The sequence below is a fragment of the Paenibacillus litoralis genome (assembly GCF_046244365.1).
Classification (GTDB): Bacteria; Bacillota; Bacilli; order Paenibacillales; family NBRC-103111; genus Paenibacillus_V.
The window spans coordinates 8,309,371-8,335,618 of the sequence record NZ_CP176395.1; the positions used below are offsets into that span (position 1 = coordinate 8,309,371).

Annotated in this window: 24 protein-coding genes and 1 pseudogene; 10 read left to right on the forward strand and 15 right to left on the reverse strand. The window is 52.6% G+C overall.

What is annotated here, in order from left to right; all coding sequences use genetic code 11:
* Window positions 1-21: 21 nt before the first annotated feature.
* The 5 genes from ACKGJP_RS34845 to ACKGJP_RS34865 form a co-directional block, all read right to left on the reverse strand.
* Entirely contained in the window at window positions 22-501 is a 480-nt protein-coding gene (locus tag ACKGJP_RS34845) for a DsrE/DsrF/DrsH-like family protein (RefSeq protein ID WP_409343316.1), read from the reverse strand.
* A gap of 64 nt (window positions 502-565) precedes the next feature.
* Window positions 566-793, reverse strand: a complete 228-nt coding sequence (locus ACKGJP_RS34850) for a sulfurtransferase TusA family protein (RefSeq protein WP_409343317.1) — start codon at window positions 791-793, stop codon at window positions 566-568.
* A gap of 25 nt (window positions 794-818) precedes the next feature.
* Entirely contained in the window at window positions 819-1,955 is a 1,137-nt protein-coding gene (locus ACKGJP_RS34855; protein ID WP_409343318.1) for an MBL fold metallo-hydrolase, read from the reverse strand.
* Window positions 1,956-2,000: 45 nt separating this feature from the next.
* Complete coding sequence (locus ACKGJP_RS34860) at window positions 2,001-2,573, reverse strand: sulfurtransferase TusA family protein (protein WP_409343319.1); 573 nt, start codon at window positions 2,571-2,573, stop codon at window positions 2,001-2,003.
* A gap of 33 nt (window positions 2,574-2,606) precedes the next feature.
* A complete protein-coding gene (locus ACKGJP_RS34865; RefSeq protein WP_409343320.1) occupies window positions 2,607-2,927 on the reverse strand; it encodes a rhodanese-like domain-containing protein in 321 nt (106 codons plus the stop codon).
* Between the two features lie 539 nt (window positions 2,928-3,466).
* Between ACKGJP_RS34865 and ACKGJP_RS34870 the strand changes: the two genes are divergently transcribed.
* Window positions 3,467-3,940 carry an SRPBCC family protein gene (locus tag ACKGJP_RS34870; protein WP_409343321.1) on the forward strand — a complete coding sequence of 158 codons (474 nt, stop codon included), beginning with the start codon at window positions 3,467-3,469 and terminating at the stop codon, window positions 3,938-3,940.
* Here the strand turns inward: ACKGJP_RS34870 and ACKGJP_RS34875 are convergent.
* Both ACKGJP_RS34875 and ACKGJP_RS34880 read right to left on the reverse strand, forming a co-directional pair.
* The gene (locus ACKGJP_RS34875; RefSeq protein WP_409343322.1) at window positions 3,930-6,140 is read right to left on the reverse strand and encodes an ATP-dependent DNA helicase; all 2,211 of its coding nucleotides are present in this window, start codon (window positions 6,138-6,140) and stop codon (window positions 3,930-3,932) included. The two genes, ACKGJP_RS34870 and ACKGJP_RS34875, sit on opposite strands and share 11 nt — an antisense overlap.
* A gap of 375 nt (window positions 6,141-6,515) precedes the next feature.
* Window positions 6,516-7,265 (reverse strand): class I SAM-dependent methyltransferase, encoded by a 750-nt coding sequence (locus ACKGJP_RS34880; RefSeq protein WP_409343323.1) that lies wholly within the window; start codon window positions 7,263-7,265, stop codon window positions 6,516-6,518.
* A 213-nt stretch (window positions 7,266-7,478) separates the two neighbouring features.
* Between ACKGJP_RS34880 and ACKGJP_RS34885 the strand changes: the two genes are divergently transcribed.
* From ACKGJP_RS34885 to ACKGJP_RS34895, 3 genes and pseudogenes are all read left to right on the forward strand, one after another.
* Window positions 7,479-7,886, forward strand: a complete 408-nt coding sequence (locus ACKGJP_RS34885; protein WP_409343324.1) for a MerR family transcriptional regulator — start codon at window positions 7,479-7,481, stop codon at window positions 7,884-7,886.
* Between the two features lie 64 nt (window positions 7,887-7,950).
* A complete protein-coding gene (locus tag ACKGJP_RS34890; RefSeq protein WP_409343325.1) occupies window positions 7,951-8,877 on the forward strand; it encodes an alpha/beta hydrolase in 927 nt (308 codons plus the stop codon).
* 138 nt (window positions 8,878-9,015) lie between these two features.
* Window positions 9,016-9,147, forward strand: a pseudogene (locus ACKGJP_RS34895) (SDR family oxidoreductase); the annotation flags it as partial.
* Window positions 9,148-9,335: 188 nt separating this feature from the next.
* Here the strand turns inward: ACKGJP_RS34895 and ACKGJP_RS34900 are convergent.
* The 5 genes from ACKGJP_RS34900 to ACKGJP_RS34920 form a co-directional block, all read right to left on the reverse strand.
* Window positions 9,336-9,947, reverse strand: a complete 612-nt coding sequence (locus ACKGJP_RS34900) for a flavin reductase family protein (RefSeq protein WP_409343326.1) — start codon at window positions 9,945-9,947, stop codon at window positions 9,336-9,338.
* A gap of 51 nt (window positions 9,948-9,998) precedes the next feature.
* A complete protein-coding gene (locus ACKGJP_RS34905; protein ID WP_409343327.1) occupies window positions 9,999-10,607 on the reverse strand; it encodes an alpha/beta hydrolase in 609 nt (202 codons plus the stop codon).
* Entirely contained in the window at window positions 10,604-11,554 is a 951-nt protein-coding gene (locus ACKGJP_RS34910) for a ring-cleaving dioxygenase (RefSeq protein WP_409343328.1), read from the reverse strand. The genes ACKGJP_RS34905 and ACKGJP_RS34910 overlap by 4 nt, the downstream gene beginning before the upstream one ends.
* 139 nt (window positions 11,555-11,693) lie before the next feature.
* Window positions 11,694-12,149 (reverse strand): MarR family winged helix-turn-helix transcriptional regulator, encoded by a 456-nt coding sequence (locus tag ACKGJP_RS34915; protein WP_409343329.1) that lies wholly within the window; start codon window positions 12,147-12,149, stop codon window positions 11,694-11,696.
* A 369-nt stretch (window positions 12,150-12,518) separates the two neighbouring features.
* Entirely contained in the window at window positions 12,519-14,774 is a 2,256-nt protein-coding gene (locus tag ACKGJP_RS34920) for a helix-turn-helix domain-containing protein (protein WP_409343330.1), read from the reverse strand.
* Window positions 14,775-15,060: 286 nt separating this feature from the next.
* On the opposite strand from ACKGJP_RS34920, the gene ACKGJP_RS34925 reads away from it, so the two are divergent.
* The 6 genes from ACKGJP_RS34925 to ACKGJP_RS34950 all read left to right on the forward strand — a co-directional run bounded on the left by ACKGJP_RS34925 (window position 15,061) and on the right by ACKGJP_RS34950 (window position 23,055).
* Entirely contained in the window at window positions 15,061-16,716 is a 1,656-nt protein-coding gene (locus ACKGJP_RS34925) for an ABC transporter substrate-binding protein (protein WP_409343331.1), read from the forward strand.
* Between the two features lie 48 nt (window positions 16,717-16,764).
* Window positions 16,765-17,661 carry an ABC transporter permease gene (locus ACKGJP_RS34930; protein WP_409343332.1) on the forward strand — a complete coding sequence of 299 codons (897 nt, stop codon included), beginning with the start codon at window positions 16,765-16,767 and terminating at the stop codon, window positions 17,659-17,661.
* A 20-nt stretch (window positions 17,662-17,681) separates the two neighbouring features.
* On the forward strand, window positions 17,682-18,566 hold the full coding sequence (locus tag ACKGJP_RS34935; RefSeq protein ID WP_409343333.1) for a carbohydrate ABC transporter permease: 885 nt from the start codon (window positions 17,682-17,684) through the stop codon (window positions 18,564-18,566).
* Window positions 18,567-19,006: 440 nt separating this feature from the next.
* Window positions 19,007-19,897, forward strand: a complete 891-nt coding sequence (locus ACKGJP_RS34940; protein ID WP_409343334.1) for a rhodanese-related sulfurtransferase — start codon at window positions 19,007-19,009, stop codon at window positions 19,895-19,897.
* Between the two features lie 582 nt (window positions 19,898-20,479).
* Entirely contained in the window at window positions 20,480-21,478 is a 999-nt protein-coding gene (locus tag ACKGJP_RS34945; protein WP_409343335.1) for an NAD(P)/FAD-dependent oxidoreductase, read from the forward strand.
* A 443-nt stretch (window positions 21,479-21,921) separates the two neighbouring features.
* A complete protein-coding gene (locus ACKGJP_RS34950; RefSeq protein ID WP_409343336.1) occupies window positions 21,922-23,055 on the forward strand; it encodes an SGNH/GDSL hydrolase family protein in 1,134 nt (377 codons plus the stop codon).
* A gap of 369 nt (window positions 23,056-23,424) precedes the next feature.
* Here the strand turns inward: ACKGJP_RS34950 and ACKGJP_RS34955 are convergent, their stop codons facing one another.
* The 3 genes from ACKGJP_RS34955 to ACKGJP_RS34965 all read right to left on the reverse strand — a co-directional run bounded on the left by ACKGJP_RS34955 (window position 23,425) and on the right by ACKGJP_RS34965 (window position 25,928).
* Window positions 23,425-23,922 carry a VOC family protein gene (locus tag ACKGJP_RS34955; protein ID WP_409343337.1) on the reverse strand — a complete coding sequence of 166 codons (498 nt, stop codon included), beginning with the start codon at window positions 23,920-23,922 and terminating at the stop codon, window positions 23,425-23,427.
* A 201-nt stretch (window positions 23,923-24,123) separates the two neighbouring features.
* A complete protein-coding gene (locus ACKGJP_RS34960) occupies window positions 24,124-24,756 on the reverse strand; it encodes a class I SAM-dependent methyltransferase (RefSeq protein WP_409343338.1) in 633 nt (210 codons plus the stop codon).
* 299 nt (window positions 24,757-25,055) lie between these two features.
* Window positions 25,056-25,928, reverse strand: coding sequence for a metallophosphoesterase (locus ACKGJP_RS34965; protein ID WP_409343339.1), 873 nt, complete (start codon window positions 25,926-25,928; stop codon window positions 25,056-25,058).
* Window positions 25,929-26,248 lie beyond the last annotated feature (320 nt).

Sequence of the window (26,248 nt, forward strand, 5' to 3'; positions counted from 1 at the left end):
ACAGGAAGGCGTGCGGTTGAGCTAGATGAATAAATTCACCTTGGCATCCGCCGCGTCGCCCAAATAGGCAGCAACCCCTGCGTATTCGATGCCGTCCAGCAACTCCTCCTGCTGCAGCCCCAGCAAATCCATCGTCATCGTGCAGGCTACTAATTTCACGCCCTGCTCCTGCGCCAGCTCGATGAGCTGCGGAAGCGTAAGCGCGTTATGCTTTTTCATCACATGCTTGATCATCTTGGGACCCATACCGCCGAATTGCATTTTGGAGAGTCCCAGCTTGTTCGCGCCCCTCGGCATCATTTTGGCGAACATGCCTTCCAGCCAGCCCTTTTTAACGGGAACCGGTTCGTCCTTGCGAAGCGCGTTCAATCCCCAAAAGGTAAAGAAGATCGTTACTTCATGATCGTAAGCGGCCGCTCCGTTGGCTATGATGAATGCCGCGATCGCTTTGTCCAGATCCCCGCTAAACAGCACGATTGTCGTCTTCTGTTTGTTCTCCATGTACGCCACCTTTTTATCGTTTGATACATATACCCGCATGGGTATTGAATGAACCAAAAAAAATTTAAGACCCTTTCCTGACGATAAACGTAAACACGCCGTCCGCTTCCTTCGCCTCGACCAGCTCATGCTTCGTTTGTTTCACCCATGCCTGAAAATCGTTCATGGACCCTTTATCCGTCGTCTGCAGCTCCATGAGCTGTCCCGGCTCGAGCGAGTCGATCCCTTTCTTCGCTTTGACGATCGGCATCGGGCAAGCGAGTCCTTTGGCGTCCACAATCAGGTTAGCCATATCATTTCCCTCCTCTTACTCTTGATCAGTGATGGTGAATCGCACAACGGTTCGGTCCGATTTCGAGCTCCGCCGCGCGTTCCGGCTCTACCCGAAGCTCGCCGCGGTTGATCGCAACAATCTCTTCGAAGTTCGGCGGCTTCTCCGATGAAGCGGCGTCCGCTGCCTGCTCGATGAATATGTCCCGGTCCGCGTTCTGCATTATCTCGTTGTTTTGGCGGATTTGGCCGAGCGCAGCCCCGACGATTCCGTCAGCGCCGATTTCCGATGCATCCGCATAATGGGCCGGCAGCACCTTAACATCGTCGGACAAGGCGTCTATTTTGGTGAAAACGGTGTGGTACAGATCCTCCGCCCATTCCTTCGCTTTTCCGCCAAGATCGGGACGCCCCAAACCGCCGACGAAGATCGTGTCCCCCGACATCAACAGCTTGTTGTTCAGAAGAAACGACGTGGAACCGGGCGTATGGCCGGGAGTAGGAATGGCCAGTACCTCGACCTCCGCTTGACCGAACCGGATCGTGCCATGATTCTCGAGAGGCTCGAACGGCAAATGCGTCCCTTGCGCTTCACCGGACGAAATGTAGTAAGTCGCCCCGGTCGCGGAAGCCAATTCCGGGCCGCCCGATATATGATCGGCATGCAAGTGAGAATCGACGATATGCTCGATCTTGAAGCCGCGCTGCTCGGCGAGCGCCATGTAGAATTCGATTTGGCGGCTCGGGTCGACGATCATCGCCTTTCCTTCCGAGATGACGGCATAGGACAAGCAGCCCTTGGACAGACGATTGATTTGCAGCAGCTCCACCCGTTCATCCCGGGCAACAGTCGCAGCATGGTAAAATTGGCTCCACGCCAGCATCCCTCCATCGAGCACGGAGGACTTGAAGCCTTTCTCCGCGAGCAGTTCGGCAACGAACATCGCCGATCCGCCCTTGGCGCAAACGACGGTCATCTCTTCCTCGCGCGGCAGATCCTTGAAGCTGGCTTCATCCTCTTCCAGAAAATCAAAATAAGGGATGTTGATCGATCGGACCGTCTTCCCATCTATTTTCCAACCGGCATACTCCTCCGTATTGCGAACGTCCAAAATCCAAACGTCTTTGCCGTCGTTCATTCTAGCGTGCAGCGTTTCTGCGGTAATGAGCGGTATCGTTGACACGGTTGTTTTCCTCCTTTGCGGGTAAACGGCCTGAGAAAGGGAAACCTATTCCTCAACCGCTCCATGGTTCCATTGCGACATACCGGGCGTTACATTGATAACGCTTGTGAAGCCCTTCTCATCCATGAGCCGGCAGGCCTCGTCGCTTCGGTTCCCGGTACGACATACGACATAATAAGTGAGTTGCGGATCGAGCTCCGCCAGCTTTCCTTCCAGCTCTCCGAGAGGGATGGATTCCGCTCCGGCAATATGGCCGAAGGCGTACTCGGCAGGCTCCCGGACATCGATCAGCCGAAGCTTCTCGCCTGATGCCAGTTTCTTTTGCAGGTTGTCATTGGCAATCGTATGCGGGAAATTCAGCTCGGCCTTCGTCTCGGATGCTTCCGCTTTGCGGATAAAGTGACGGTAGAGGCCGCCCTCTTCTTTTAGCCCCACATACTGATGTCCGGTCCGGTTTGCCCAGCTTTTCAAATCCGCTACCGATCCTTTATCCGTCGCTCGAATCTCCAATACTTGACCGGGATGCATCTCGTCCATCGTTTTTTTGGTGCGAACGACCGGAAGCGGACATGCTTGTCCCTCGCACGCCAATGTCCGATCCGCCTGTAAAGTGTTCATCCTATCCTTCCTCCCCATATATCGTGTCTGCCGTTACTTCCCGTAATCTACCTTGCCCGGCCAGCTCGACATCCCTCCGGCCATATTGCTTACGCGGTACCCAAGCGGAGCCAAATATTCGCAGGCCATTCCGCTTCGGTTGCCGCTGCGGCATACGACGATCGTTTCCGCCTTCGGGTCAAGCTCGTTAAGCGCGCGGGCGATTTGCCCAAGGGGAATATGCTTGGCGCCGGGAATATGCCCGGACTCCCACTCTTCCTGCTCGCGTACGTCCAGTATCGTCACCGGGTCGTTTCTGCCGATGCGATCGAGCGCTTGCTGCGGCAATAGTTCACTAAATGATTTGGCACTCATTTGGCCATCCTCCTACCTAAGACTGGATTCATGTTCTCTACAAGCCAACCTAGGCAATTGCGCCGAACCGAAAAGGGACGAAACCCCCGACCATATACCCTATGGGGTATATAAGTTTGCAAAAAAAATACACACCTACATGGAAAATCCTTAATCGTTTCTAAGAATTTTCGTTTCGGGACTAGGATTTCCTTAGTCGTCCTTGTTTCTCCCTGCCGGTTAACCATTTATACATATACCCGTATAGGTATGTGAACACTATAATAAAAAAATATTCCGTCGTCAACCTTTTACAGCATGCATTTTTCTCCTTCCCTTCCTCAAAGCAGAAAATCTCCCTCTACGTATGCCACCAACCGGCTAAGGAATGCAAGCAGCATTGTCGCCAATTATTCGTCTTCCAACGAATAGTACGCTTTTCATCCCGCACGCTCCAATCCCGCAGCTTCGTTTGCAGAGTGCATTTTAACGATTCTTAAACTTGATCGATTATGATGGGGGTGTTTGATGAAACAAGTCGAGAATTAGGAGAGTCGTTCATGCAGACGTTCAAGTACAATTTCGAAACCAACTGGAAACTGGAAACGGATATCGACAAGGCTTGGGGATTGATCAGCTCATTCACATATGGCGACTGGTGGCCCGGCGTCAGCTCGGATCGGGTCTACGAGAGCGGCGATCCGAACAAAATCGGCGACCGGTACCGATATGTATTCCGTACGAAGCTTCCCTATCAATTGGCTTTCGTAGCGGAGGTCGTCAGACGAGAAGAGCCGCATGCGATGGAAATCCGCGCACACGGCGAGCTTGAGGGCAGAGGCGTCTGGCAGCTGACGCAGGAAGGCCGGATCACGCATATCCGATATATTTGGCAGGTCAATACGAACAAGAAGTGGATGGATCGGTTGGCACCGGTTCTGAGGCCCATGTTCGTCTGGAATCACGATCAAGTGATGGACGCAGGCGCCAAAGGGCTTGCCGGCGCCTTGGGCGTCAAGCTTGTCAGTTATTAAGACGATTCACTACCTCATAATGCTGCCACTCGGCAGGGAGCAGACGGTTGTAAGGGTATTTCAAATACCGGTCGTCGATCAGCAAAAGCGTACCGCGGTCCGTCAGATTTCGCTCCAAGCATAGCTGGGGCAAGCCGACGCCCACGACGGCAACGCCGGTCAGCCGGTCGCCGACCAAGTCGATCCCCTCGGAGAAAATACCGCCCATTACGGCGAAGCCGACAAGCGGTTTGTCGTTCCCCGCCTGAAACCGCTGCAGGAAGCTCTCCCGCTCCTCCTCCGGCATCGCCGTCTGCTGCACGATCGTATCGACGTTCTCCGCTCCCTCCAGACTCATGAATTGCTCGTAGACGCTGTTCATATAGTCATAGGAAGGGAAGAAGGTGAAATAATTCCCGGGCTTTGCCGTGACGGCACGCAGGATGTGGAGCGCGATCGGCCCCTTGGTCCGGTCCCGGTCCTGGTAGCGCGTCGATAACGGGACAAGCTCTACGTTCAGCTGATCGCCCGAGAACGGAGACGGAATGGACACCGAGTAATCGTCTTCCTTTTCTCCTCCCAGCATGTCCATGAAATAGCCGAGAGGGGACAAAGTAGCGGAGAAAAACACCTGCGACCGGTAACCTTTGCCCATTTGCTTCAGCAGATGGGATGGGTCGAGGCACATCAGCTTGATCCGGAAGCCGTCCCTCGTATCCTCCGTATAGGTCACATACCGTTCGTCGTACAGCTTGGCGATGCGGATGAAGCTCTGGGCGGCAAAATACGTGTCCAGCAACTGCTGGCTATCCGTTCCCGCTGCCTGCGGGATCGCCGAAAGATAGCGCTCCGCTTGAGCCGCGAACGCCTCCAGCAGCGTGATCAGCTCGTCGGGCCGCTCCGGCGTTGCGGTCGCTTGGCGGCTTCCCGCCTGCTTTCGCAAGTCGATCAAATGCTTATTGATCTTTTTCGCCTCCTCATGAAGAGCCGACTGAACGGATTTGTACTCGCGCTGAACCGCCAGAAAAGCGGACTTGTCCAGCTCGCTCGAATACATCTCCCGCGCCCGGTCCACCAGATTGTGAGCTTCATCGATCAGCAAGGCGGTCCGGCGCTTACGCTCCTCGAACAGCCGCTTCAAGCTTACGCGTGGATCGAATGCGTAGTTGTAATCGCAAATGACCGCATCCGCCGCATACGCGGCATCGAGGGCGAATTCGAACGGACAGACGGTATGCTTGCGCGCATAGCTCTCGATGACGGGCCTCGTCATAATCGTTTCATTCGCCAGCATATCGAGCAGCGCCCCGTTAATCCGGTCATAGTAACCGTCCGCGAATGGGCAATGCTCCTTCGCGCAGCGCATTTCCTCTTGAAAGCAAACCTTTTCCTTGGCCGTCAGCGTAACGGTATGCACGTGAAGACCTTTGGAACGAAGCAGCGCGAATGCCTCTTCCGCCGCGGTTCTGACGATCGTTTTGGCCGTAAGATAGAAGAGCTGCTGGATCAGCTCTTCCCCCATCGCCTTTACGGCGGGAAAAAGGGTCGATATCGTCTTCCCCGTGCCGGTCGGCGCTTTGGCAAACAGCTTGCGTCCGTCCGCAATCGATTTGTAAACCGTGCCCGCGAATTTACGCTGGCCTTCGCGATACGAATCGAACGGAAAAGGCAGCGCCTTGATGCTTGCCGTCCGTTTTTGCTCGTGCTCATGCTTGAGCTGCGCATACGGGGCATAGATTTCCGCAACCCGGAGCACGAACCGCTCGAGCTCCTCGAACGATACGTCCTCTGCGAAGCGCTTCTGCTCCTCCGTGTCCACCTGCACATAGGTGAGCTGCACGCGCATCCGGCTTCGCTCGTGCGCTTTGGCGTACATGTAGGCGTAGCATTTGGCTTGCGCCCAGTGAACGGGGTATGTGTCCTCCTCGATATAAGACAAGTCGCCGGAGGTCGACTTGATTTCGTCCACGGTGACGTCCTCGCCCTCGAACAGCAGCCCGTCGCATCTTCCTTCGATCGCAAATAGCATGCCGCCCGCATCGATTTCCGTTCGCAGGAACACTTCCTTCTGATCCGTCTCGCCATAATGCTTCTGCACCTTCAAATGGGCTTTCGTGCCTTCGGTCAGCGCTTGAGCCGTCCGAAAGCCCGACTCGATGCTGCCGCCGCGAAACGCATATTCAACTAAGGTTCTCACCGAGATCGCTACCGTATGGGACATAAGCTCTCCTTTATAAACCAGACCGAACAGGGGTTCTTGTTTCCATTATACCAAAAAAAGAGACATTGCGGATTTTCGAGGCGCTATTTACGATCTAACGGCCAAATGAAACGGAATAACGGATTTGGAAGTTCTTATTCAACCGCCAGGCACCAGACCGGCAGACGGAACGGCATCATAACGCCCCCGAAATCCGCTATCGCTCCGAGCGAGCAAATAACCGGGCCAATCCGCTATCCCGATCGCATCACTCCAACCACCCCCCGCCCGCTCTCAAAAATACCTCCGCATAGGTTCCCCTAACGCTTAAGTAACGGATAGGCTGTTCCATACAAAAACAGCCCCGGCCGCTTGTGCCGGAGCTTGGATAACCGTTTATTTGGTAGCGATAATCATGAAGCGTTCCTCGTTCGTCCGAATGCCTTGATCCGTCTGGTTGTCAGCAACAAAGGTCTGGAGCGTTTCGAAGTCGTCCGGGTCCTCCCCAAAGCCGGGAACGATCGGGGTATGCGTCAGGAGGAAGATCAGATCCTCGCAGCTTTCATAGTAAACCGCCGCATCGTAGACAAAGGACTTGATGTCGGCGAAGCCCGCCTCCCGCAGCGCCGTCACGTTTTGCTTCAGCAGAGTGCCCGGCTCGGCGATCCCGTGTTGGCCTCTTCCGAACGCTTGCTTCATATTCCATTTATCCCGCTCGCTCACTTGCTGCGTCAGGAATACGCCATCCTCCGCCAGCACTCTGGCCGTCTCCTTCGCATCAAAGCCGCAATGCCGCGCGCACGCCACGTTGAAAAAATGCGCAGGGAACTCAAGCCTCCCGGCATCCATTTGCATGAAGCGCACATGGCGTTTGCCGAGCCGTTCCAGATTCGTTTTTGCCGTATCCACCATGGAGGACGAAAGGTCGACGCCTACCGCAAGCAGCGCCGCATCCGCGATCTGCAGCAGCTTTTCGCCCCCGCCGGTGCCGATATCGAGCAGCAAGTCCGACGGTTTGCACTTGCCCGCGACTTCTTCGTAAAAATCCCATGCGGCGCCTTCGGTTCTAACGTTCAGCTTACTGAAGTCCCAACCGTTCAGCCGCCCGATCTTATCGTAAAACTCCTTATAGGAGTGTAGATCCATTTTATTCGTCCGCCTTTCAAAATGAGGTAATCAGTCCCCCACCCGGCTACTTCGAACGTTATGGAACCGCATCCCCTTCCCCCCCCTTCCTTCAGCTTGATTCAGTATAGAGCCGATATCCGCACCGCCGCAAGGGAATGCTTGCTTGGAACGATTTTCTCCGTCAAATTTGGTAAAATGTTGCTAGACTGTACGGCGAGAGGAGCGTATGCTGTGACCGGCTATTTGCGGGGGGAGATTGCGAAAATGGCGAACGTAAACGCCGAAACGCTGCGGTACTACGAAAATCACGGACTTCTTCCAGCCCCGGCTCGATCCGAGGCCGGTTACCGCGTCTATTCGGAGGAGGTGCTGAACCGCATTGCGTTCATCAAGAACGCCAAGCTGTGCGGCTTCACGCTGAAGGAAATCCGGAAGGCACTGGCTAAGTCGGCAAGCGGAAGCATCGGCATTCCCGATTTCATCGCCGTCATCGAGCGGAAGGTCGGCTCCATCGACGCCGAGATCGACAAGCTGGAGCGGACGAAAGCGATGCTGGCGGGCTTAAAGGCAAATCTTCAGGCTGCAAGCAAGCATCCCGAAATAAAAGACGTGCTGCGCGAGCTCCATATGGAATCTTAGCTTGACCTTGTACCTTACTACAGGATTTACCCTATGCGTATCCACAGTGTAGGAGGTACCCGATATGGAACGAACGAATGCCGAACAGTTGGCGGCGATCAAGGGTTATTTAAGAAGCACGAGTAATCACGCAGGGAAAACGGTGGAGCAAATAAGGCGGGAAATGACTGAAGCGGCTGCCAAGCTGCCTGCGCTTCCTCCCGATATGACGGTAAAACAGACGGCTATCGGGGCTTTACGCGGAGAATGGATCAGCATCGAAGAACGCCGGCCGGAGGACGGCAGGAAAGCGGTTCTTTATTTTCACGGCGGCGGCTTCGTCTCGGGTACTTGCGCGTTTTACCGGGAGCTTGCCGGAAGAATAGCGAAGGCAAGCGGCGTAGAAGTACTTACGTTCGAATACCGGCTGGCCCCGGAGCATCCGTACCCCGCCGCTAACGCAGACTGCTTGAACGCCTACCGCTGGCTGCTGGCAAACGGTTATGCCGCCCGCAATCTCGTCCTCGGAGGCGATTCCGTCGGGGGAAGCCTTGCGTTCATGACGCTGCTCTCTCTGCGGGATGCCGGAGAAGAACTGCCTGCAGGGGCCTTCCTGCTGTCTCCCCACGCTGATCTGGCGCATTTGGACGGCGAATCGTACCGGAGCCGCGCTGCGCTCGATCCGACCGGCAGCCTGGAGGGCAATCAAGCGATATTGGCTGCTTATTTAGGCGACTGGCAAGGGGAGCCCCCGGCTATTCTGTCGCCGCTCAAGATGGATTTGAGCGGCCTGCCTGCGCTTTTGATTCAAGCAGGGGATCAAGAGGTGCTGCTGAGCGATGCTACGAGGCTGGCCGCCAAAGCCGAAGCGGCAGGGGTAGAGGTAACTCTCGAGGTTTGGGAGCACATGTGGAGTGTATTCCAACTCCTTGCCTATATGCTGCCCGAAGCGCAGCAGGCGATCGCGAATATCGGGCATTTTGTGCGTGCCAGCCTTCAAGCGGGCAACTAAAGCACTCCCCGAACGGCCAAAAAGCCTCCAAGCCGCACGATGCGGAGTGGAGGCTTTGATTTGAGATGCATGAAAATAGGTTAATAGGGTTTAGCGCCGAGAAACCCATACAAACTTTGCGCACTGCTGAATCCCATGCACGCGATTCCCCCCGGCCGGATTGGAGATACCGAGGAAGCTACCCGAGTCATAGTTTTTCTAGCATTGGACGCAGCCTCCTATGTCGCGGGCACGTCCGTAAATGTGGATGGAGGTACTGGAGCAGCGCTTGTAGAAGCCGTTCGCTTTACAGTTTCCGTCTTTCACGCCCCTCGCCTAAGGCAAAAAAGGCTGCCCGGCTCTATGCAAAAAGAGTTAAAGGGGGCTGGTTACTCCTTCTATTCCGTTGGACGGAACGATAGTGCGCTATTTGCCGGTTTCTCTTTTTTTTATTATCCCGCTTCTTTTCGCGCACGGGTTCACACCGGACGCTCTATCGCAAACATCGCACCCAGCTTGGCGTACGTGCTGCCGGCCATGCGGCTGACCGGGTTTAGCGCGACGGGATCGATATGCCCGTCTTCATAAACGTCCTCGGCCAGATGGAAGCGAACGACGCGTCCGATCAGCAAATCGCAAGCGGGCCCGCTACCGGAGCCGCCAAGCGGAATCGCCTGCTCCAGCACGCATTCCATGCGGATTTTGGCTTCCTTCAGGCCGGGTACGGCTATCGCTTCGCTGGCAACCGGCGTAAAGCCCGCCCTTGTTACCTCGCTCTCGTCGGGAGGCAGAGCGGCGGCCGTTTCATTTACCCTCTCGACGATCGATTCGTCCGTGATATGAATGACGAACGCTCCGGCCTCGATCGCGTTTCTAGCCGTATCCTTCATCGCGCCTTGCTTCCGCTGGACGGACACCGAAAGCAAAGGGGGCGAAGCCGACACAATGGAAAAGTAACTGAACGGCGCCGCATTCAGAACGCCGTCCTTCGTAAGCGTCGTAACGAGCGCGATCGGCCTCGGGACGACGCTCCCGATCAGCAGCTTATAGTTGTCCCGCTCATTTTGAGCGGCCGGATCTATCGTGATCATGAGCATTCTCCTGTTCATGTGATCTTTCCTGTCGATACCCACGCGGAACGGTTACGCCAAATGCTCCCGATACCACGCAGCTGCTGCCTGTACTTCCGTTGCAGTCAGTTGGTGCCCGTGGCGTTCCCAGTGCACCGCCACCGAGGCCCCGGCTCCGCTTAGAAGTCCTTGAAGCTCCTCGGTTTCCCGAGCGGAACAGATCGGGTCGTTCTCTCCCGCACCGATGAAAATCGGGGTGCCGGACAAATCCGGAACCGCTATTCCCCGCCTTGGCACCATCGGATGATGAAGAATCGCTCCCTTCAAAGCGTTCTTGTAATGGAACAGCAAGCTGCCTGCAATATTGGCCCCGTTGGAATACCCGACGGCCACGACGTTGCTGCGGTCGAAGCCGTATTCGGCGGCTGCCTGATCGAGGAAATCGTTCACTTCCTTCGTGCGGAAAATCAAATCCTCCTCGTCGAATACGCCTTCCGCCAGTCTTCTGAAGAAACGGGGCATCCCGTTCTCCAGCACGTTGCCGCGTACGCTAAGCACGGCGGATTCCGGGGAAATCAGCTCGGCAAGCGGCAGCAGGTCGTGCTCCGTTCCTCCGGTACCGTGGAATAAGACTAAGGTCGGTGTGTCCGGACGGCCGCTCTCTTTGAAAATATGCTTCATTTCCGATTCCCCTCCAATACTCTCACTTCAATCGGCCGCAAATTGGCTTCGATCTCGGCACGGTTCGGCTCGAACCATTCCGGCAGCATCAATTTCTCGCCGAGCGATTCCGCCGGCTCGTCATTCGCGAAGCCCGGAGGATCCGTCGCGATCTCGAACAGAATGCCGCCGCTCTCGCGGAAGTAAATCGCATTGAAATATTGCCGGTCGATAATTTGCGTAGGCTGATAGCCGTACTGCGAAACGGCGCTCTGCCAATCCGCATGCTCGGCAAAATCTTTGGCGCGCCAAGCGATATGGTGAACGGTGCCTGCGCCGCCGCCGCCCCAGCCCATTGCTGCCAGCGGCACGTCGATGAGGTTGCCGATGTCGCCTGCGGCTTGGAGGCGCGCATACTCGCCGTTTTCCGCTATTTTTGCCAAGCCGAGCACTTGCTCCAGCACTTCGATCGTTTTTTGCGGGTTCACGCTGAACAGTACGGCACCGCCGAAGCCTTTGATCGCTTGGTCGGGCGTTATGCCGCCGAACGACCAGCTGCTGTTCGGTCCCTCCGCGCGTTCGACGAGCTCGAGGCGCAGTCCTTCGTTATCCGTAAACTGAAGGTAATCCTCGGAAAAGCGGCTCGTTTTCGCCGTTGCAATGCCGAAGCCTTCCAAGCGATTTTGCCAGAACGCCATCGAGCCCTGCGGGATGACATAAGTCGTGATGCCCACTTGGCCTCCCCCGATGCGTCCTTTGCGCGATTCCGGCCACGGGAAGAAGGTAATGATCGTTCCGGGACTTCCAGCCCCGTCGCCAAAGTACAAGTGGTACACTTCGGGAGCGTCGAAATTGATCGTTTTTTTGACAAGACGAAGACCGAGAACCCCTGCATAGAAATCGACGTTCGCCTGCGGATCGCTTGCAAAAGCCGTAATATGATGAATGCCTGCCGTTTGCATAGTCATGTAAAATGCCTCCTTATGATCGCTTATAAGTTTTTTTAAGTTGCCCTTACCTGCCGGTGTGCATTCGAGTCGTTGCCCGACTATTATCTTAGTTTAAATTATCTTTCATTTAAGATATATGGCGACAGAAAAGCCATTGCTATGGCTGCTGCTCTTCCGCGCCCTTACCCAGCTTTTTGAGCAGCTCGATGGCGGCTTGCTTTTCTTCCGGGGCGAGAGTCTTCGTCAGGCTGTGAATCGTTTGCGCATGATCGGGAAAAATACGATCGAAAAACGCGCTTCCTTCCGGCGTTATCTCCGCATAGATCACCCGTCTGTCTTCTAGGCAAGGGACCCGCTTCAACAGCCGCTTTTTCTCGAGCTTATCGATATTATACGTAATGCTGCCGCTCGTAATCAGAATCTTCTCCCCAATTTGCTGCAGAGGGATCTTCCCCTTCGTGTACAGCACCTCGAGTATCGTAAATTCGGACGGCGACAAGCCGTATTGCTTCATGTCTTTAACGGCTCGGTCCATGACCGCTCTGTACGCTTTGGACAGGACGACGAACAGTTTCAAGGATTCCCCTTGCGCATCGTCTAATTTCGTTTGCATTTGGCTGCACCTCCAAGGATAAACGGCGCTTTCGCCGATCCTCTCCTGCTATTTTGAACCTAAACGCCGAACGTATCCGGAATATACTCGATCGACCGCGAATATCCCTCCCTTAATCAAGCGTCAATGTTTTGGATTTGAGTATCTTGAATTAAAGATATATGATTTGCGCAGCAATGTCAAGCCTCTATTTTTATTTAAATAACGTAAAGCGCCCACCTCCGCTTCGGATGTGCGCTTCCCTAAGCTTTCCTCTTTTCCGCCCGCTTCCGTTTTCCCTGAAAAACCAGCGGATGATGCCTCAGCCAAATGCCGGCGTGTTCAACGTTTTGCCTTCTCCTCCTCCATAATCCCCTGACCGGCTCCCCGCTACCCCTTCTCGGCAACGAGGTGAACCCTCTTGTACTCGCCGGGCGTAATGCCCGTTACCTTTTTGAACATGCGCGTAAACGAATTGGCGTTCAAATAGCCGACTTGCTCGGCGATGTCCTGAATTCTTTGATCCGAATACAAGAGCAGATACTTCGCCTTCAGAATGCGCAGCTCGGTCAAATAGTCGGAGAAGTTGACGCCCGTTTTATCCTTAAAGTACGAAGAAAAGTAGTTGGCCGACATATTCAGCTTATCCGCCACCATTTCAAGCGAAAGATCCTCGTTATAATGCGTATGAATGTATTCCAGCATAAAATGCTTGATCGGATGCTGCCCTTCTTTTTGCTCCGCCAGCAGCTGGACGGCCTCCGTCAGAAGCCACTCGAAAAATTCCGCAAAGTGATCCGTGCCTGTGCACTCCTGAATGCGCTGATAGGGCGAGCTCAGATCGAAAACCGAGCTGATGTCCAGGTTCACCGCGATCATGTGCTTCAGCACCTTGCCCACGACTTCTTTGGCGAGCTCCATGTATTGATGGGCGGAAGCGTCCGCTTTCTCCATCTGCGCAAGCATTCTGGCAAGGATCCGGTGCGCGGAAACCGCATTGCCCGCCTGAATATACGTCAGGAACTCCTGTTCTTGGGCTGAAGTGAATCCGGCCGTATGCGGCTCAGGCAAAAGCTCCGTGATCGTTTGCGTCTCGCTCCTCAGCTTGCGCCGTTTGGCCATTTCGAGCGTTTGCTCGTAAGCGGCATTGAATGCGGTTGACGACCGCAGCACCGGGCTGTAAGCGATCGTAACGCTGATAGGCTTCCTCTCGTCGTCGAAGGCCTGCTTGAGCTGGTTAATCGCATCCGCAAGCTCCTCCAGCTGCTGCTCTTCGGCAAATATCAACGTGAGGATATGATCCTTCTCCGTTTGCAGCGTCACCGAATCCGGAAAGCGGCCCGCCAGCGCCGCCCCGATGAATTCGTGGATATAGGACACGGCCCCGTCCTGCTCCAAACTGGACAGCTCGCGGAATTCGCGGGTCATCGTCAAATGAAACAGAACGAGATAGAACGGCTTATTGTTCGTCTCCTGTCCTTCCGCCGGCTTGCTGTAAATATTTTTGAGCTTATACATGTAATCCAGCTGACGAAGCTGCGACCGCTTCCGGTCCAGGTCCACGTTGATTTCCTGATTCGTTTTGATGATGCTTTTGATTTCTTCATAAATGAAGTTGTATTCCTCGATCTTGCTCTTCCAATGGTTGTTCGGGTTGAACCGGCGAATGGCGGCGATCATCTGCTGAACCGGCGTGTTGAATTTCAGGCTCATGATAATGGAGATCAGGACGCTGAGCAGAAGCGCACCCGCAAGCACCATAATCAGAATGAAATTGAGCCGCGACACCTGCTTCGTAATATTCTCAAGCGGAACGACCGTTAGATAGGTAAGCCCCGTAAGCGCCCCTTTCTTATAGAAATAAAGCTGGTTATTCTGCTTGATATAGGATTCGCTGCCGGTAAGCCGGCCCAGAATTTCGGCTGGAACGGCTTCGGAGCCTGACCCGAACACCTGCTGGTTCAAGGCGTCGAACATATAGAACTGATTCTGATTGGAGTTGCGGTAGGCGAGGTACATTTTCTCGGGCTCGAGCAGAGCCGTAATATAAAGCTCACTGTAAATATCGTTTTTCAGTACAATGGGAATTAAGGAGGCGACGCTCCGATTGCTGTAGTTGTCCATGAATACGGCTTCCTTAAACACCTTGAGCTGGTAAGACTCCTGGAACTGCTTCCTCCAAAATGAATAATCGTAGCTCGGACTGCTGTAGTTTTTGGTGAAAAATTGCGTCGCGTCGCTCGGGCCGTTCTTGTCGATCAGAAGTGAGGGATTATGAAAATGCAAAAGAATATTGTTCAAATACATTTGATCGTTGGACAAGATGTTCTTCACTTCGTCGACGACCCGGTTCACCGTATCGAAGTATTTGCTCATCCCGAGGTCGTTTAGCACGATGACCTTCTCGTCAAAATAAAGCCGAACAACCGCCCCTTGGATCATCCGAATATGATTTTCATACCGTTCTACGGTGTTGTTCAGGTTCTGCTGATTGTTATTGATAATCTCCCGCTGGATATTGCGGTTGAAGAAGGAGTAGGAGAACAAATGGAACGAGAGCACGAGTACGATGACGCAAATAAAGCCGGTCAGCAGCTTAAAGAACAGCGTATTTTTACCGAATGTAAAAGGAAGCGGTTTCAACACGGAGCAGCACCAGCCTTTTTCTTAAGTCTCCTCCCCATTGTAGCACAGCGTCTGTAAGCGGTCAGCGACCCGGAATATTCACTTTCTCCGAATCTATTCCGGTTTACACATTCCCCCATTCCGGCTTCTATTCGGAGAAATTGAAGCTGTTCGCCCCTCCGCCGTTCCGTTAAGGTAAAGCCACAGCACGACGAACACGAAGACAGGACGGAAGGAGGCGCAATCGGCCAAAATGTAAGCGGTTCACATGTGCATCTCTATACGAAACGAGGAGGGTGTCAATCCAATGAAACGCACAAGCATGGCAGCCGCAGCTTCGATGCTGTTCGCTGCAACGGTCCTGTCCGCCTGCAGCTCCGCTAAAGAAAACGAACCCGCTGCATCGGTTCAACCCAAAGAATCGGCGGCAGTCAAGACGACTTCCGGCAAATACGATCCGCCCATCGAGCTGACATCCGTGAACTTCACCTACGGCTCTTCCACCAAGTTCGGTCCCGGCGACGATATGAACAACAATCCTTGGACGCGCCATTTGAAGGACACGCTCGGCATTTCGGTCAAAACGCTGTGGGAGGTGCCTTCCGCCGAGCTAGAGCAGAAGACGAACTTGTTGATCGCTTCCGGCGACATACCGAACTTTTTCTTGGCCACGGCCACCCAACTGGTTCAGCTGGAGAAAGCCAATCTTATCGAGGATATGACGAACGTATATAAACAGCAGGCCCCGGAGAACGTCAGGCAGGTAGTCGAGCAAGCCGGTAAGGATGTTGTAGACGCCGCTACCATTAAAGGCAAGCTCATGGGGATCCCTTTCACAGGGGTCGCCAAAGAATCGGTGCCCTTGCTATGGGTCCGCGACGATTGGATGAAGAAGCTTAATCTCCCGGAGCCCAAAACGATGCAGGACGTTCTCGCCATCTCGGACGCCTTCACCACCAAAGATCCGGACGGGAACGGCAAGAACGACACCTTCGGTTTGGCGCTGGATAAAGATTTCGGCCTCGCCGCAGGCTTCCTTAACGCTTACCATGCGTACAGAGGAATCTGGGTAAAAGACAAGAACGGACAGCTCGCTTACGGCAGCGTTCTTCCGGAGATGAAAGCCGCCCTCGCCAAGCTTCAAGAGATGTATAAGAACGCGCAGCTGGATAAGGAATTCGGCGTGAAAAACTCGGCTAAAGTGAACGAGGACATAGGCAGCGGCAAGGTAGGCATGATGTACAGCAGCTTGACCGCGGGCATCGCCCCGTTGGCCGGTTTGACCAAAGACGCCGTATGGAAACCTTATCCCGCTCCGTCGGCCGACTCGCAGCCTGCGCTTTTGCAGCATCCGCTCAATACGTTCTACGGGTTCTGGGTCGTCAAGAAGGGCACCAAAAATCCGGAAGCCGTCTTGAAAATGGCGGACGAATGGATCAAATTGTTCTATTTGAATACATCGGACGATCTGTTCAAAAAATTCAACGCCGACGGCAGCATCTCCTACTGGATGAATTCCCCGGTCAAAATGTACAAATCGTTCAAAAACGCGGAAATTTACACGCATTTGGAGCCGATTCTGAAAAGCGGCAAAAAGCCGGACGCCGATCAACTGGCCAAGCTGACGCCGGAAGAACGGCAGGAATACGACTATATCCAGAAGTACAAGGAAGGCGACAAGAGCTTATGGGGCTGGGCTTCGCGCAGCGAAATCGGCGGCTCGGGGAGCATCGTCAACCAGTACATCAAGAACAATCAGTTTATGCCGAACTTGTTTACAGCTCCTCCCACGCCAGCCATGGTCCAGAAGAACGCGAACCTCCAGAAGACGGAGCTTGAAGTGTTCACCAAAATCGTACTTGGCGAATCCATCGATCTGTTCGATCAATTCGTAAGCGACTGGAAGAAGCTTGGCGGCGACGAGATTACGAAAGAAGTGAACGACTGGTATAAGAACAAATGACGAAAGGGAGCTTAGTCTCCCTTTCCCTTTGAATCGGAGGATCTGGTTATGCTGAAAACCTTCAAGATGGAGATGCCGCTGCACCTCATGATTTGGCCGGGATTATTCCTTGTTCTCCTGTATCATTATGGCCCTATGGTCGGCATAGCCATGGCTTTCCAAAATTACATCCCTACGATGGGAATTCGCGGATCGGAATGGGTAGGGCTCGACAATTTCAAATATATGTTCAGTCTCCCCGATACCTTGGTCGTATTGCGGAACACGCTCGCCATTTCCACAATGAAAATTGCAGCCGGCCTCCTTGTGCCCATCACGATGGCTTTGCTCATAAATGAAGTGCGGATCAAATCGTTCAAGCGGTCCGTGCAAACGATGATTTACCTGCCCCATTTCTTATCCTGGGTCATTGCCGGCGGCATCCTGATCGATATTCTCTCGCCTTCCCAAGGAATCGTCAATCACATCCTGTCTGCGCTGGGCATCGAACCGATCTATTTCCTCGGCGACAAAAGCTGGTTCCGGTACGTGCTGGTCGTCTCCAACGAATGGAAGGAATTCGGCTTCAGCACGATCGTCTATTTGGCCGCCTTGACCGGCATCGATCCGTCCCAATACGAGGCGGCAACTATGGACGGCGCGAACCGTTGGCGGCAAACGTGGCACGTTTCGCTTCCCGGTATGCGGCCGATCATTTTCCTGCTCATGACGCTAAGCCTCGGCAATGTGCTGAATGCGGGCTTCGAGCAGGTGTTCATCCTGTACAGCCCTCAAGTATATGAGACCGGCGATATTATCGACACGATGGTATACCGCATGGGCCTCGTTCAGCTGCAGTACAGCATGGCCGCCACCGTCGGATTGTTTAAATCGGTCGTTTCTTTGGTGCTCGTCAGCTTGTCCTATTGGCTGGCTTACCGTTTCGCTAAATACCGCATCTTCTGAGGAGAAAGGAGGGGAATCGTATGGTCGAAAAACCGACTGTGTCAAGAAAGGCGTTCGTTGCGCTAAATTATACGGCATTAGCCGTCCTCTCTCTTCTATGCTTGCTTCCGCTCGTCCATATGCTGGCGATCTCCCTTAGCTCCAGCACGGCGGCGGGGGCGGGAGCGGTTAAGCTGTGGCCGGTGGAGTTCAACACGAAGGCCTATCAATACGTGCTGCAGAAGGATCAGTTTCTGGACTCGCTGCTCATCTCCGTGAAGAGGGTGCTGCTCGGCACCTCCCTGAATCTCTTGCTGATCGTGCTTTGCGCTTATCCGCTGTCGAAAGAAATCAAAGCTTTCAAGCTCCGTACCGTATACGTCTGGCTCTTCTTCATTACCATCCTGTTCGGCGGCGGGCTCATCCCGACCTATATGGTCATTCAGAGCACGGGTCTGCTTAATTCCATCTGGGCGCTCATTATCCCCAATGCGGTTCCGGTATTCAGCGTCGTGCTAATGCTTAATTTCTTCCGGGGTCTTCCGCGGGAGCTGGAGGAATCGGCCTTTATCGACGGAGCCGGACATTTCACGATTCTATGGAAAATTTTCGTTCCGCTTTCCCTTCCCGCGCTTGCGACGCTTACGCTGTTCTCGATCGTCGGGCATTGGAACGCTTGGTTCGACGGCATCATCTACATGAACACGCCTGTCAAATACCCGCTTCAGAGCTACCTGCAGACCGCCGTCATCCAAGAGGATCTGGCCGCCATGTCGGTGAACGATCAGAAGCTGATCAAGGAACTCTCCAATAAAACGTTCCGAGCCGCCCAGCTCTTTCTGGGCGCATTGCCGGTCCTCCTCGTGTACCCGTTCCTTCAGCGTTTTTTCATTAGCGGTATCGTTATGGGAAGCGTTAAGGGCTAAAGTTCGGACAATGCCACACGATGCGACTTCCCGGATGCCTACAAAACCATGGAGACTTGTAAAGCTATGTCGACGCCCTGAGCACGTTCTCCGTTTCGCTGACCGCCTAACAACGGTCGATTCCGCTTTAAGCTTATACGGCACAAGATGACGAGGCTGCCCCCAAGGTCTGAACCAAGGCCTGAAGGGCGCCCTCGTCTTTTCACGGCTTGTTTGTCCGGCTGGCAACGGCATCTCTAAATATACTTTATATACCAAAATATTGACTAAGTAAGCAAATACGTCTACAATTAGAAGTATCGAAATCACTCGAAAAGATCCGGCTACTGCCGCCAACAATCTTTTGCGGCATTACCCTTAAGCATGCTGCGGAAGAGAAAGGTTCCCTTTCCTTCCGCTATTCTTTGTTTCAACCCTAAACGGAAAGGTGTATATCCCCTATGAACCCATATCGAATCTTACTGTACTATAAATATGTCCCGGTTCCCGAAGCCGAGGTCTTTGCAGCCGAACATCTCGAATATTGCAAGGAGCTTGGCATCAAAGGCCGCATTCTGATCGCCGACGAAGGCATTAACGGCACCTTGTCCGGCACGGTCGAGCAAACCGAACGCTATATGGCCGAAATGCGCAAGCATCCGCTGTTCGCCGACCTCGTCTTTAAGATCGACGAAAGCGAAAGCCACGCGTTCAAGAAGCTTTTCGTCCGTTACAAGCAAGAGCTGGTTACGCTGCGCTACCACAAGAAGCTTAATCCCGTCACCGACGGCGGGAAGCGGCTGCAGCCGAAGGAGTTCTACGACTACTTGCAGAGAGAAGACGTCATCGTTCTCGACGGAAGAAGCGATTACGAATATGACCTCGGCCACTTCCGCAATGCGATCAAGCCTGACTTGGATGCTTTCCGCGAGTTTCCGTCCTGGATTCAGGAGAATATGGCCGAGCACAAGGATAAGCCGATTCTGACTTACTGCACAGGCGGCATCCGCTGCGAAATGCTGACGGCGGTTCTGCGGGATCAAGGCTTTAAGGACGTATTCCAGCTGGATGGCGGGATCGTGACGTACGGCAAAGACCCCGAGGTGCAGGGCAGAGGCTTTGACGGAAACTGCTACGTATTCGACGAACGCATCTCGGTGCGGATCAATCAGACCGACGAGCATATTGTCGTCGGCGAATGCCATCACTGCGGCAAGCCCACCGAACGGTATATCAACTGCAAAGACGACACCTGCCACCATCAGCATCTGATCTGCGACGAATGCGAGACGATGTCCGGCGGCTACTGCTCGGCAGAATGCGAAAAGCACGATACGGCCGCTGCGGTTTAACCGCAGGCCTCTGCCCGCTCATAATCGGCAGCCTTCGGATATAAGCTTTAGCCTGGTCCAATAGAAAACAGCGACGGTAAAGGACGAGAAACTAATGTCCTGGATCGTCGCTGTTTTTGTTGCGGCATCGTTTCGTTAAAGCTCAATCATAGCCACGCTGCGGTATGATTGAAATGTTCATTGCCGCTATGCGGTTTCCGTTTCATTAAGAACCTAACCTACCACATCCTGCACGTTAGCTTAAAACCACTGCCAATCCGCAACTTTCTTCTAGCCTACTACTGCATTTTTCGAGTATACTCTCCCTATTTTCAGCGGACGGCCTCCCTTCATGATTTATCGCGGGGATCTTATGTTGTTCTACCGGAGTTTAAACCTGACACCAATCAGCCGAGTTCAAGCGTTACCAGCAGCCTGAAGCTCGGTACCGGCACAGCAGACCCCTCTTAAACTAACAATCCATGTAAGGTTATCCTACAAATCTAGTAACAAAATATCATTTCCATATTGACTCAAGTTGCACTTTTCCGCATAATGTGATAAATAGACGATAAAACGACATCGTGTGAGGAGTGCGGGAAAGTGAATCCAGAACAGCAGAATGAATTTGTGGATATTACGATTATCGGCGGGGGTCCTGCCGGAATGTTTGCCGCTTTCTATGCGGGCATGCGTCAAGCCAGCGCCAAAATCATCGAAAGCATGCCGCAGCTCGGCGGCCAGCTTGCCGCATTATACCCGGAGAAGTACATTTACGACGTGGCCGGCTTCCCTAAAGTAACGGCCCAGCAGCTCGTCAACAACCTGAAGGAGCAGATGGAGCACTTTCCCGTACAAGTGTGCCTCGAGGAAAAGGTGCAGCAGGTGATCAAGGTTGCCGAGCGGCATTTCGAGATCGTTACCGATAAAGGCACGCATTACAGCCGTGCCGTCATTATCACCGCCGGGGTCGGAGCCTTTGAACCAAGAAGGTTGGAGCTGCCCGAAGCCGCGCAATTCGAGAAGAAAAACCTTCACTATTTCGTAAACGACTTGACTGCATTCGCCGGGCAAAAGGTCGTCGTCAGCGGCGGCGGCGATTCCGCCGTTGACTGGGCGCTCATGCTCGAGCCTGTCGCCGAGCAGGTGACGCTGATCCACCGCCGGGACAAATTCCGGGCGCATGAGCATAGCGTCGAGAACCTGATGAACTCGAGCGTCGCCGTCGTCACGCCTGTCGATATCGAGAAGCTGCACGGCGATGACCTCATCAGCAAAGTATCGATTACGCACAGCAAAACGGGCGAAACCCGCGAGCTCGACTGCGACTCGCTGATCGTGAACTTCGGCTTCGTCTCCTCAATCGGCCCGATCGCCGAATGGGGACTCGAGATCGACAACGGCTCCATCGTCGTCGACTCCAGAATGGAGACGAACATTCCGGGCATTTTCGCGGCCGGTGACATCACGACCTATCCCGGCAAGCTAAAGCTGATCGCCGTCGGGTTCGGCGAAGCACCTACCGCCATCAACAACGCCAAAGTATACATCGACCCGTCAGCCAAGCTGTCCCCGGGCCACAGCAGCAACATGAAACGCTAAATCCCGATACCGCCGGAGTCTTGACCCGCTCCTGCGGTATTTTTACGTTCTAACGGAGGCGGGGCTAGCCGGATAACATTGCGGCTTGTTGTACAATGTACAACATAATTAGCCTTTTACACGTCCAAAGCTACCTGTTGTTGCAGAAAATGCAACAATTTTGCCCCTTATCCGGACCAGTCGCCCCTTTTCCGCTGATAATGTTGCATAATCTGCAACAAGAGGGGGACGAAGGACTCATTTCGCGCGAAGATGTTGTAAAACCTACAACATATTGGGTTATTAGAAAGGATAAAAAGGCCAATCCATTAGTTTGCTACGCCTCCGCATGAAATACCGCTACTTGGCCGCACAAGCTCCGTCAAGCGGCTTTGATTGTCCTATTTTGTTTGAAAGGATTCCCCCGCTCCATGAAGAATATGTTAGTTTAGGAGGTGCGGACATTGCATACGATTCCTGCTACTGGGCCAAATGAAACGCGAATACCGCAAAAAACACTGACGTTTAACGATGCATGGACGGAGTGGTTGAAGGGAAACAAGTTCCCGGTTGCTTTTTTCGGAGACAGTACGTTCGACGGCGCGAATACGACCGATTGGACGGCCAACACCGTGGGAGCGGACAACCGATCGCCAAACGCTTTTTCGATGAAATTGGAGGAGCTGCTTCGGCGGGCTGCAAACAATGAGGAATTGCGCATCTATAACGCCGGCTTTAGCGGGCAAACGGCAAGATGGGCCGTAACCGTTATAGAGGAGCAGTTTGGCGAAGCTTCCGCTTATCACGATACTCGAATGATCGGCATCGGATTCGGCATCAACGACCGGCTGCACTACGCTAGCGAAAAAGAATATAGGGACGGATTCAAGGGCTTTATCGAACAAATCATTCACTGGTGTTACTCCAAAAATATTCAGCCGTTCCTGCTGACCACCCAAGCGTCCGTAGAGCCGGGCGTACTGACGAAATACGCCGATTCGTACCCGTTGAGGACGAGCGAGCATATCGATTCCGTAGCCAATGAAGTGAAGAGGGAGCTGGCGGGGAAATATGGCCTGCAGCTCATCGATATGAACCGCTACACGGAAAGATTTCTGCTCTACTCCTCAGTCAGCACCCGACACATCATTTCGGATCGGCTGCATTTTGGAGACATTGGCCACCAGTACGAAGCGGATGTGCTTTTTTCCCGCTTGTGTCCTCGTACGATCGTCGCCGACGGCTACACCAAAATCGACTATTCCAGTCAAAAAATCAAAGATAGCGTGCCGGAGGACTGGCTGTCGATGCCCGACGAGCCGACGGACAGCTTCAAGGTTTACGTCGATTATACGAAGCCGGATACGGCGGACATGATCATCATGTCGGCGTGGGTGTTCGTTGACGCCAAGCGTAAGCTAACATTGAAGGCATACAAAGGAAGCTCGCCGGATACCTATGTCCGTCTAAACGGCGCGATCCACCGGTTAACGGATGCGGAAACGATCCTCGGTCAGTTGGATTTAGGCCTGTACAAGCTGGAAGTATTCACAGGAGCATCCGCTAAAGCGGATTTCAAAGGCTTCCTATTGGAGTAGCCGTGGCAGCACGGAAGCGCTAAATCCAAACAAAAAAGACTATCGCCAAGCAGCGTAAAGCTGCTGAAGCGATAGTCTTTTTTACGAAGCCGTGGGCCTTTAGCTGCCTTTTCCTATCTCCTCCTGCCCGATCGAGCAAGAGGTCTATCGGAACAATGAACAGCTTGCGGGATTATTGTCTTGAAAAAATAAAGTATTAGACTGGATGTATTGAATTCGTGCGGTGTTTCGAATTGCAAAACCGTCAGGCTCTGAAAAATGAGTATTAGACTGACCCCTAGAAACGGAACAGCAGCAGTCATGGACGTGAAAATAAAGTCCTTGACTGCTGCTGTTTTGTTGAACTAACGTTTCCCGTTAGCGGAATAATTAGGGTTGCCATATTTCCCACGTGTTTCCGTCGGGGTCAGCGAACGTTACATTTGGACCGCAAGTTACCCGCTCGCCTATAATGTTAACTCCGTTTTCTTTAAAACGTTCGAAAAGTTCTTGGATATGAGGAGTGACGAAACAACCCACTGCATGTCGTTCACCGATTTCCCATGTTCCTGTAAATCCGAGACGACCACCTTCTGCCCCTGATTCTCTTAGGAACAAAGCAGGAATCGACCCTGTAGCAGCGTCCTGAGGGAGACCTTCAGCATCGAGAAATCTCAAAATCGCCATTTCCATCCCGGGCTCAACAGGATGGATGTTTGACGGTTGGCATCCTAAATTTTTCTGATACCATTTCACGGACTCGTAGACGTTACTCACAGGGACGTAAAGACATGTCATTCCTGTAATGTCGCGCACTCTTTTCTCTACCATAGTTTCTTCATTTTGCGGCACACCCATTTCCCCTTCCAAAAATGTTAAATAAACCATAATTGTATTTCAATCTCCTTTATTCCATTTTAACTTCATTTTTTGATGTCAGTATGTATTTTTTGTAAAATATTATCTGTTTTATTGAGTTAATCTACCCGTTAGCGCAACGAGGCTGCCGGCGTATATCGGCAGCCTCGTTCTGGTTGAATATTATGCTTTCCTACGCGTTAGCATCGTCTCCTCTTCCCGAAGCTGACATCAGCGGACACAAGCCGCCAGCTCCCAGCAAATTTTCGGCTTCCCGTAGCGCTGCATGTTCGTTTCCGTCAGTACGTCGATCGCCCATCCGGCAAACAACCGCTGCAAATCTGCTTCGTCAAAAAAACGTTTCCGCCGTCCCTCATGCTCGTAATAACGGGGTTCCACTTGGATGCCCTGACCAGCGCCGTAATGAACATCGCGCGTGGAATTCAAGCGGGCCAACAGCAATCCGCCGGTGCCGACAACTCTAGCGATTTCGCTAACGATAGAAACAGTATCGTCCCAGCGAAAATAATGCAGCGACAAATCCGCGACAACCGCCCTCGCGCTGCCATCCGGAAACGGCAATCCGCACGTCATATCGAACAGCTTCGTTTCCGCGCCAGGCACGTATTCGCGTATAATCGCCAACGCTTCCGAGGAGAAGTCGCAGGCGATGACCCGATAACCTCGTTCCGTTAAAAACATAGAGTCGCAGCCATATCTGCAGCCAAGATCAATGACCGGTCCATTTTGGGGCGATGCCAGCCTCGGTTCGTATTTTTCCAGCCAAAAATCCGCTTGTGGCTTGCCGAGCTTCAGACCGGCAAACACCTCGTTCCAATGCTCCGCTTCTGAACGCATCGTCATAGGCAGTTCCTCACTTTCTGCGCATCAGCAGCGCAAGCCATATTTTCAAACATCGAAATCAATTCCTTTACTGTCTGGAACGCTTTGCCGCGCATCGGCTTGACGGTTACGATCGAAAGACCGTCGATGCGCAGCGAGGCTGCCGATATCCTTGCCGGCAGCCCCGCCTTAAGCGATTATTGAGTTAGCGTGCCCGTTAGTACAACAGACGAAGACAGACGAAAGGAACTTCCATTTAAAAATTTCCATTAGTCAAACTTTCTTAAAAGAGACAATAAAAAAAGACAATCGATTTCACTCTAATTGTCCCTTTTTATTAACTCTTCCGTATGGCAGATGAAATCGAAATCCTTATCAATACTCGATAGCCAATCGTCAGTTACAAAATTGAGGCTATTCTTTTCAGTATCCAACACCGCAATACTGCCAGGTCGGACTCTCCTGAGTTCACCATCATCTCTAAGATCGACCAATACATTAAGTCCTAGATATGTCGTGCTGCCGAAAGTTCTAGGACCATTCATATGATGATAGTGACCCGCAATAACATATTTGGGCTTTATTGCTCCAATTAAATCTGAAATTAATGTCGAGCCTTGTGTTTGACCATGATAGTTTGTACCAATTCCAAATGGTGCATCATGCGTAATTAAGATATCAATTTCACCAGGGGGGATTTGAATAAGTTTTTCGTAAGCGACAGGATCAATTGATTTTGGTTGCTGTGTTAATGTTTGTATCCCACCTAGAAAAGCTATTTTTAAATTATCTTCATTCATAATGGTGCCGTCGGTTACGTAATAGTACAAATCAAACGGATCAATATTAACAATGCCCTGCTCAGCTTGTAGCCTTTTGGAATTAAGCCAGTCGAAGTCTTCATGATTGCCACGGATAAAATAAATACGATTAAGATATTTTCTCCGAATGTAACGAATGCTCTTTTCTAACATTTCTTCAGCCATTAAAAAACGACTAAAATCTAATTCAGCTGGATCTTGTCGTACATACTTTTCGTTCCTAACTTCTTCACTTGGTTCAGGATATGCTCCTAAGTCACCAACCTGGATAATCAGATCAAGCTTCCGTTTTGTACGTATTTGCCATTCACTTAGAATCGCTAAGGTATGCAACACTCTTCCATGAGTATCACCGACAAACGCAATTAACAATGTGTATCCTCCTTCATTAGTCATGGATTAGTTATTCGATATTAGTCAAACTCTTCCTCTTTGAACCAGGTAATCGAAGTTATAAAAATGACTCAACCATTAAGCTAAACTGCCTGATACTTCAATGAGAATCAAAAAGAGCTGCCCTTGCGGCAGCTCCATACTAACGTACCCGTTAGCAATAACGTGCTTGGGAAAAATAGCCCCATGAAAGATAAAAATTATATGTCACGTTATTGGGGTCTGAACTTTCACCGGTAAACGCGCCTGTCCTTAGAGGACAGGCGCGTTTATCCTTGGGCTTATAATTTGCGTTCCTC

Excerpts from the sequence above, each read along its gene's own strand:
- ACKGJP_RS34845 (WP_409343316.1), bottom strand. The coding sequence starts at position 501 with ATGGAGAACAAACAGAAGACGACAATCGTGCTGTTTAGCGGGGATCTG.
- ACKGJP_RS34850 (WP_409343317.1), bottom strand. The coding sequence starts at position 793 with ATGGCTAACCTGATTGTGGACGCCAAAGGACTCGCTTGCCCGATGCCG.
- ACKGJP_RS34860 (WP_409343319.1), bottom strand. The coding sequence starts at position 2,573 with ATGAACACTTTACAGGCGGATCGGACATTGGCGTGCGAGGGACAAGCA.
- ACKGJP_RS34865 (WP_409343320.1), bottom strand. The coding sequence starts at position 2,927 with ATGAGTGCCAAATCATTTAGTGAACTATTGCCGCAGCAAGCGCTCGAT.
- ACKGJP_RS34870 (WP_409343321.1), top strand. The coding sequence starts at position 3,467 with ATGCAGACGTTCAAGTACAATTTCGAAACCAACTGGAAACTGGAAACG.
- ACKGJP_RS34875 (WP_409343322.1), bottom strand. The coding sequence starts at position 6,140 with ATGTCCCATACGGTAGCGATCTCGGTGAGAACCTTAGTTGAATATGCG.
- ACKGJP_RS34880 (WP_409343323.1), bottom strand. The coding sequence starts at position 7,265 with ATGGATCTACACTCCTATAAGGAGTTTTACGATAAGATCGGGCGGCTG.
- ACKGJP_RS34890 (WP_409343325.1), top strand. The coding sequence starts at position 7,951 with ATGGAACGAACGAATGCCGAACAGTTGGCGGCGATCAAGGGTTATTTA.
- ACKGJP_RS34900 (WP_409343326.1), bottom strand. The coding sequence starts at position 9,947 with ATGATCACGATAGATCCGGCCGCTCAAAATGAGCGGGACAACTATAAG.
- ACKGJP_RS34905 (WP_409343327.1), bottom strand. The coding sequence starts at position 10,607 with ATGAAGCATATTTTCAAAGAGAGCGGCCGTCCGGACACACCGACCTTA.
- ACKGJP_RS34910 (WP_409343328.1), bottom strand. The coding sequence starts at position 11,554 with ATGACTATGCAAACGGCAGGCATTCATCATATTACGGCTTTTGCAAGC.
- ACKGJP_RS34915 (WP_409343329.1), bottom strand. The coding sequence starts at position 12,149 with ATGCAAACGAAATTAGACGATGCGCAAGGGGAATCCTTGAAACTGTTC.
- ACKGJP_RS34925 (WP_409343331.1), top strand. The coding sequence starts at position 15,061 with ATGAAACGCACAAGCATGGCAGCCGCAGCTTCGATGCTGTTCGCTGCA.
- ACKGJP_RS34930 (WP_409343332.1), top strand. The coding sequence starts at position 16,765 with ATGCTGAAAACCTTCAAGATGGAGATGCCGCTGCACCTCATGATTTGG.
- ACKGJP_RS34935 (WP_409343333.1), top strand. The coding sequence starts at position 17,682 with ATGGTCGAAAAACCGACTGTGTCAAGAAAGGCGTTCGTTGCGCTAAAT.
- ACKGJP_RS34940 (WP_409343334.1), top strand. The coding sequence starts at position 19,007 with ATGAACCCATATCGAATCTTACTGTACTATAAATATGTCCCGGTTCCC.
- ACKGJP_RS34955 (WP_409343337.1), bottom strand. The coding sequence starts at position 23,922 with ATGGTTTATTTAACATTTTTGGAAGGGGAAATGGGTGTGCCGCAAAAT.
- ACKGJP_RS34960 (WP_409343338.1), bottom strand. The coding sequence starts at position 24,756 with ATGACGATGCGTTCAGAAGCGGAGCATTGGAACGAGGTGTTTGCCGGT.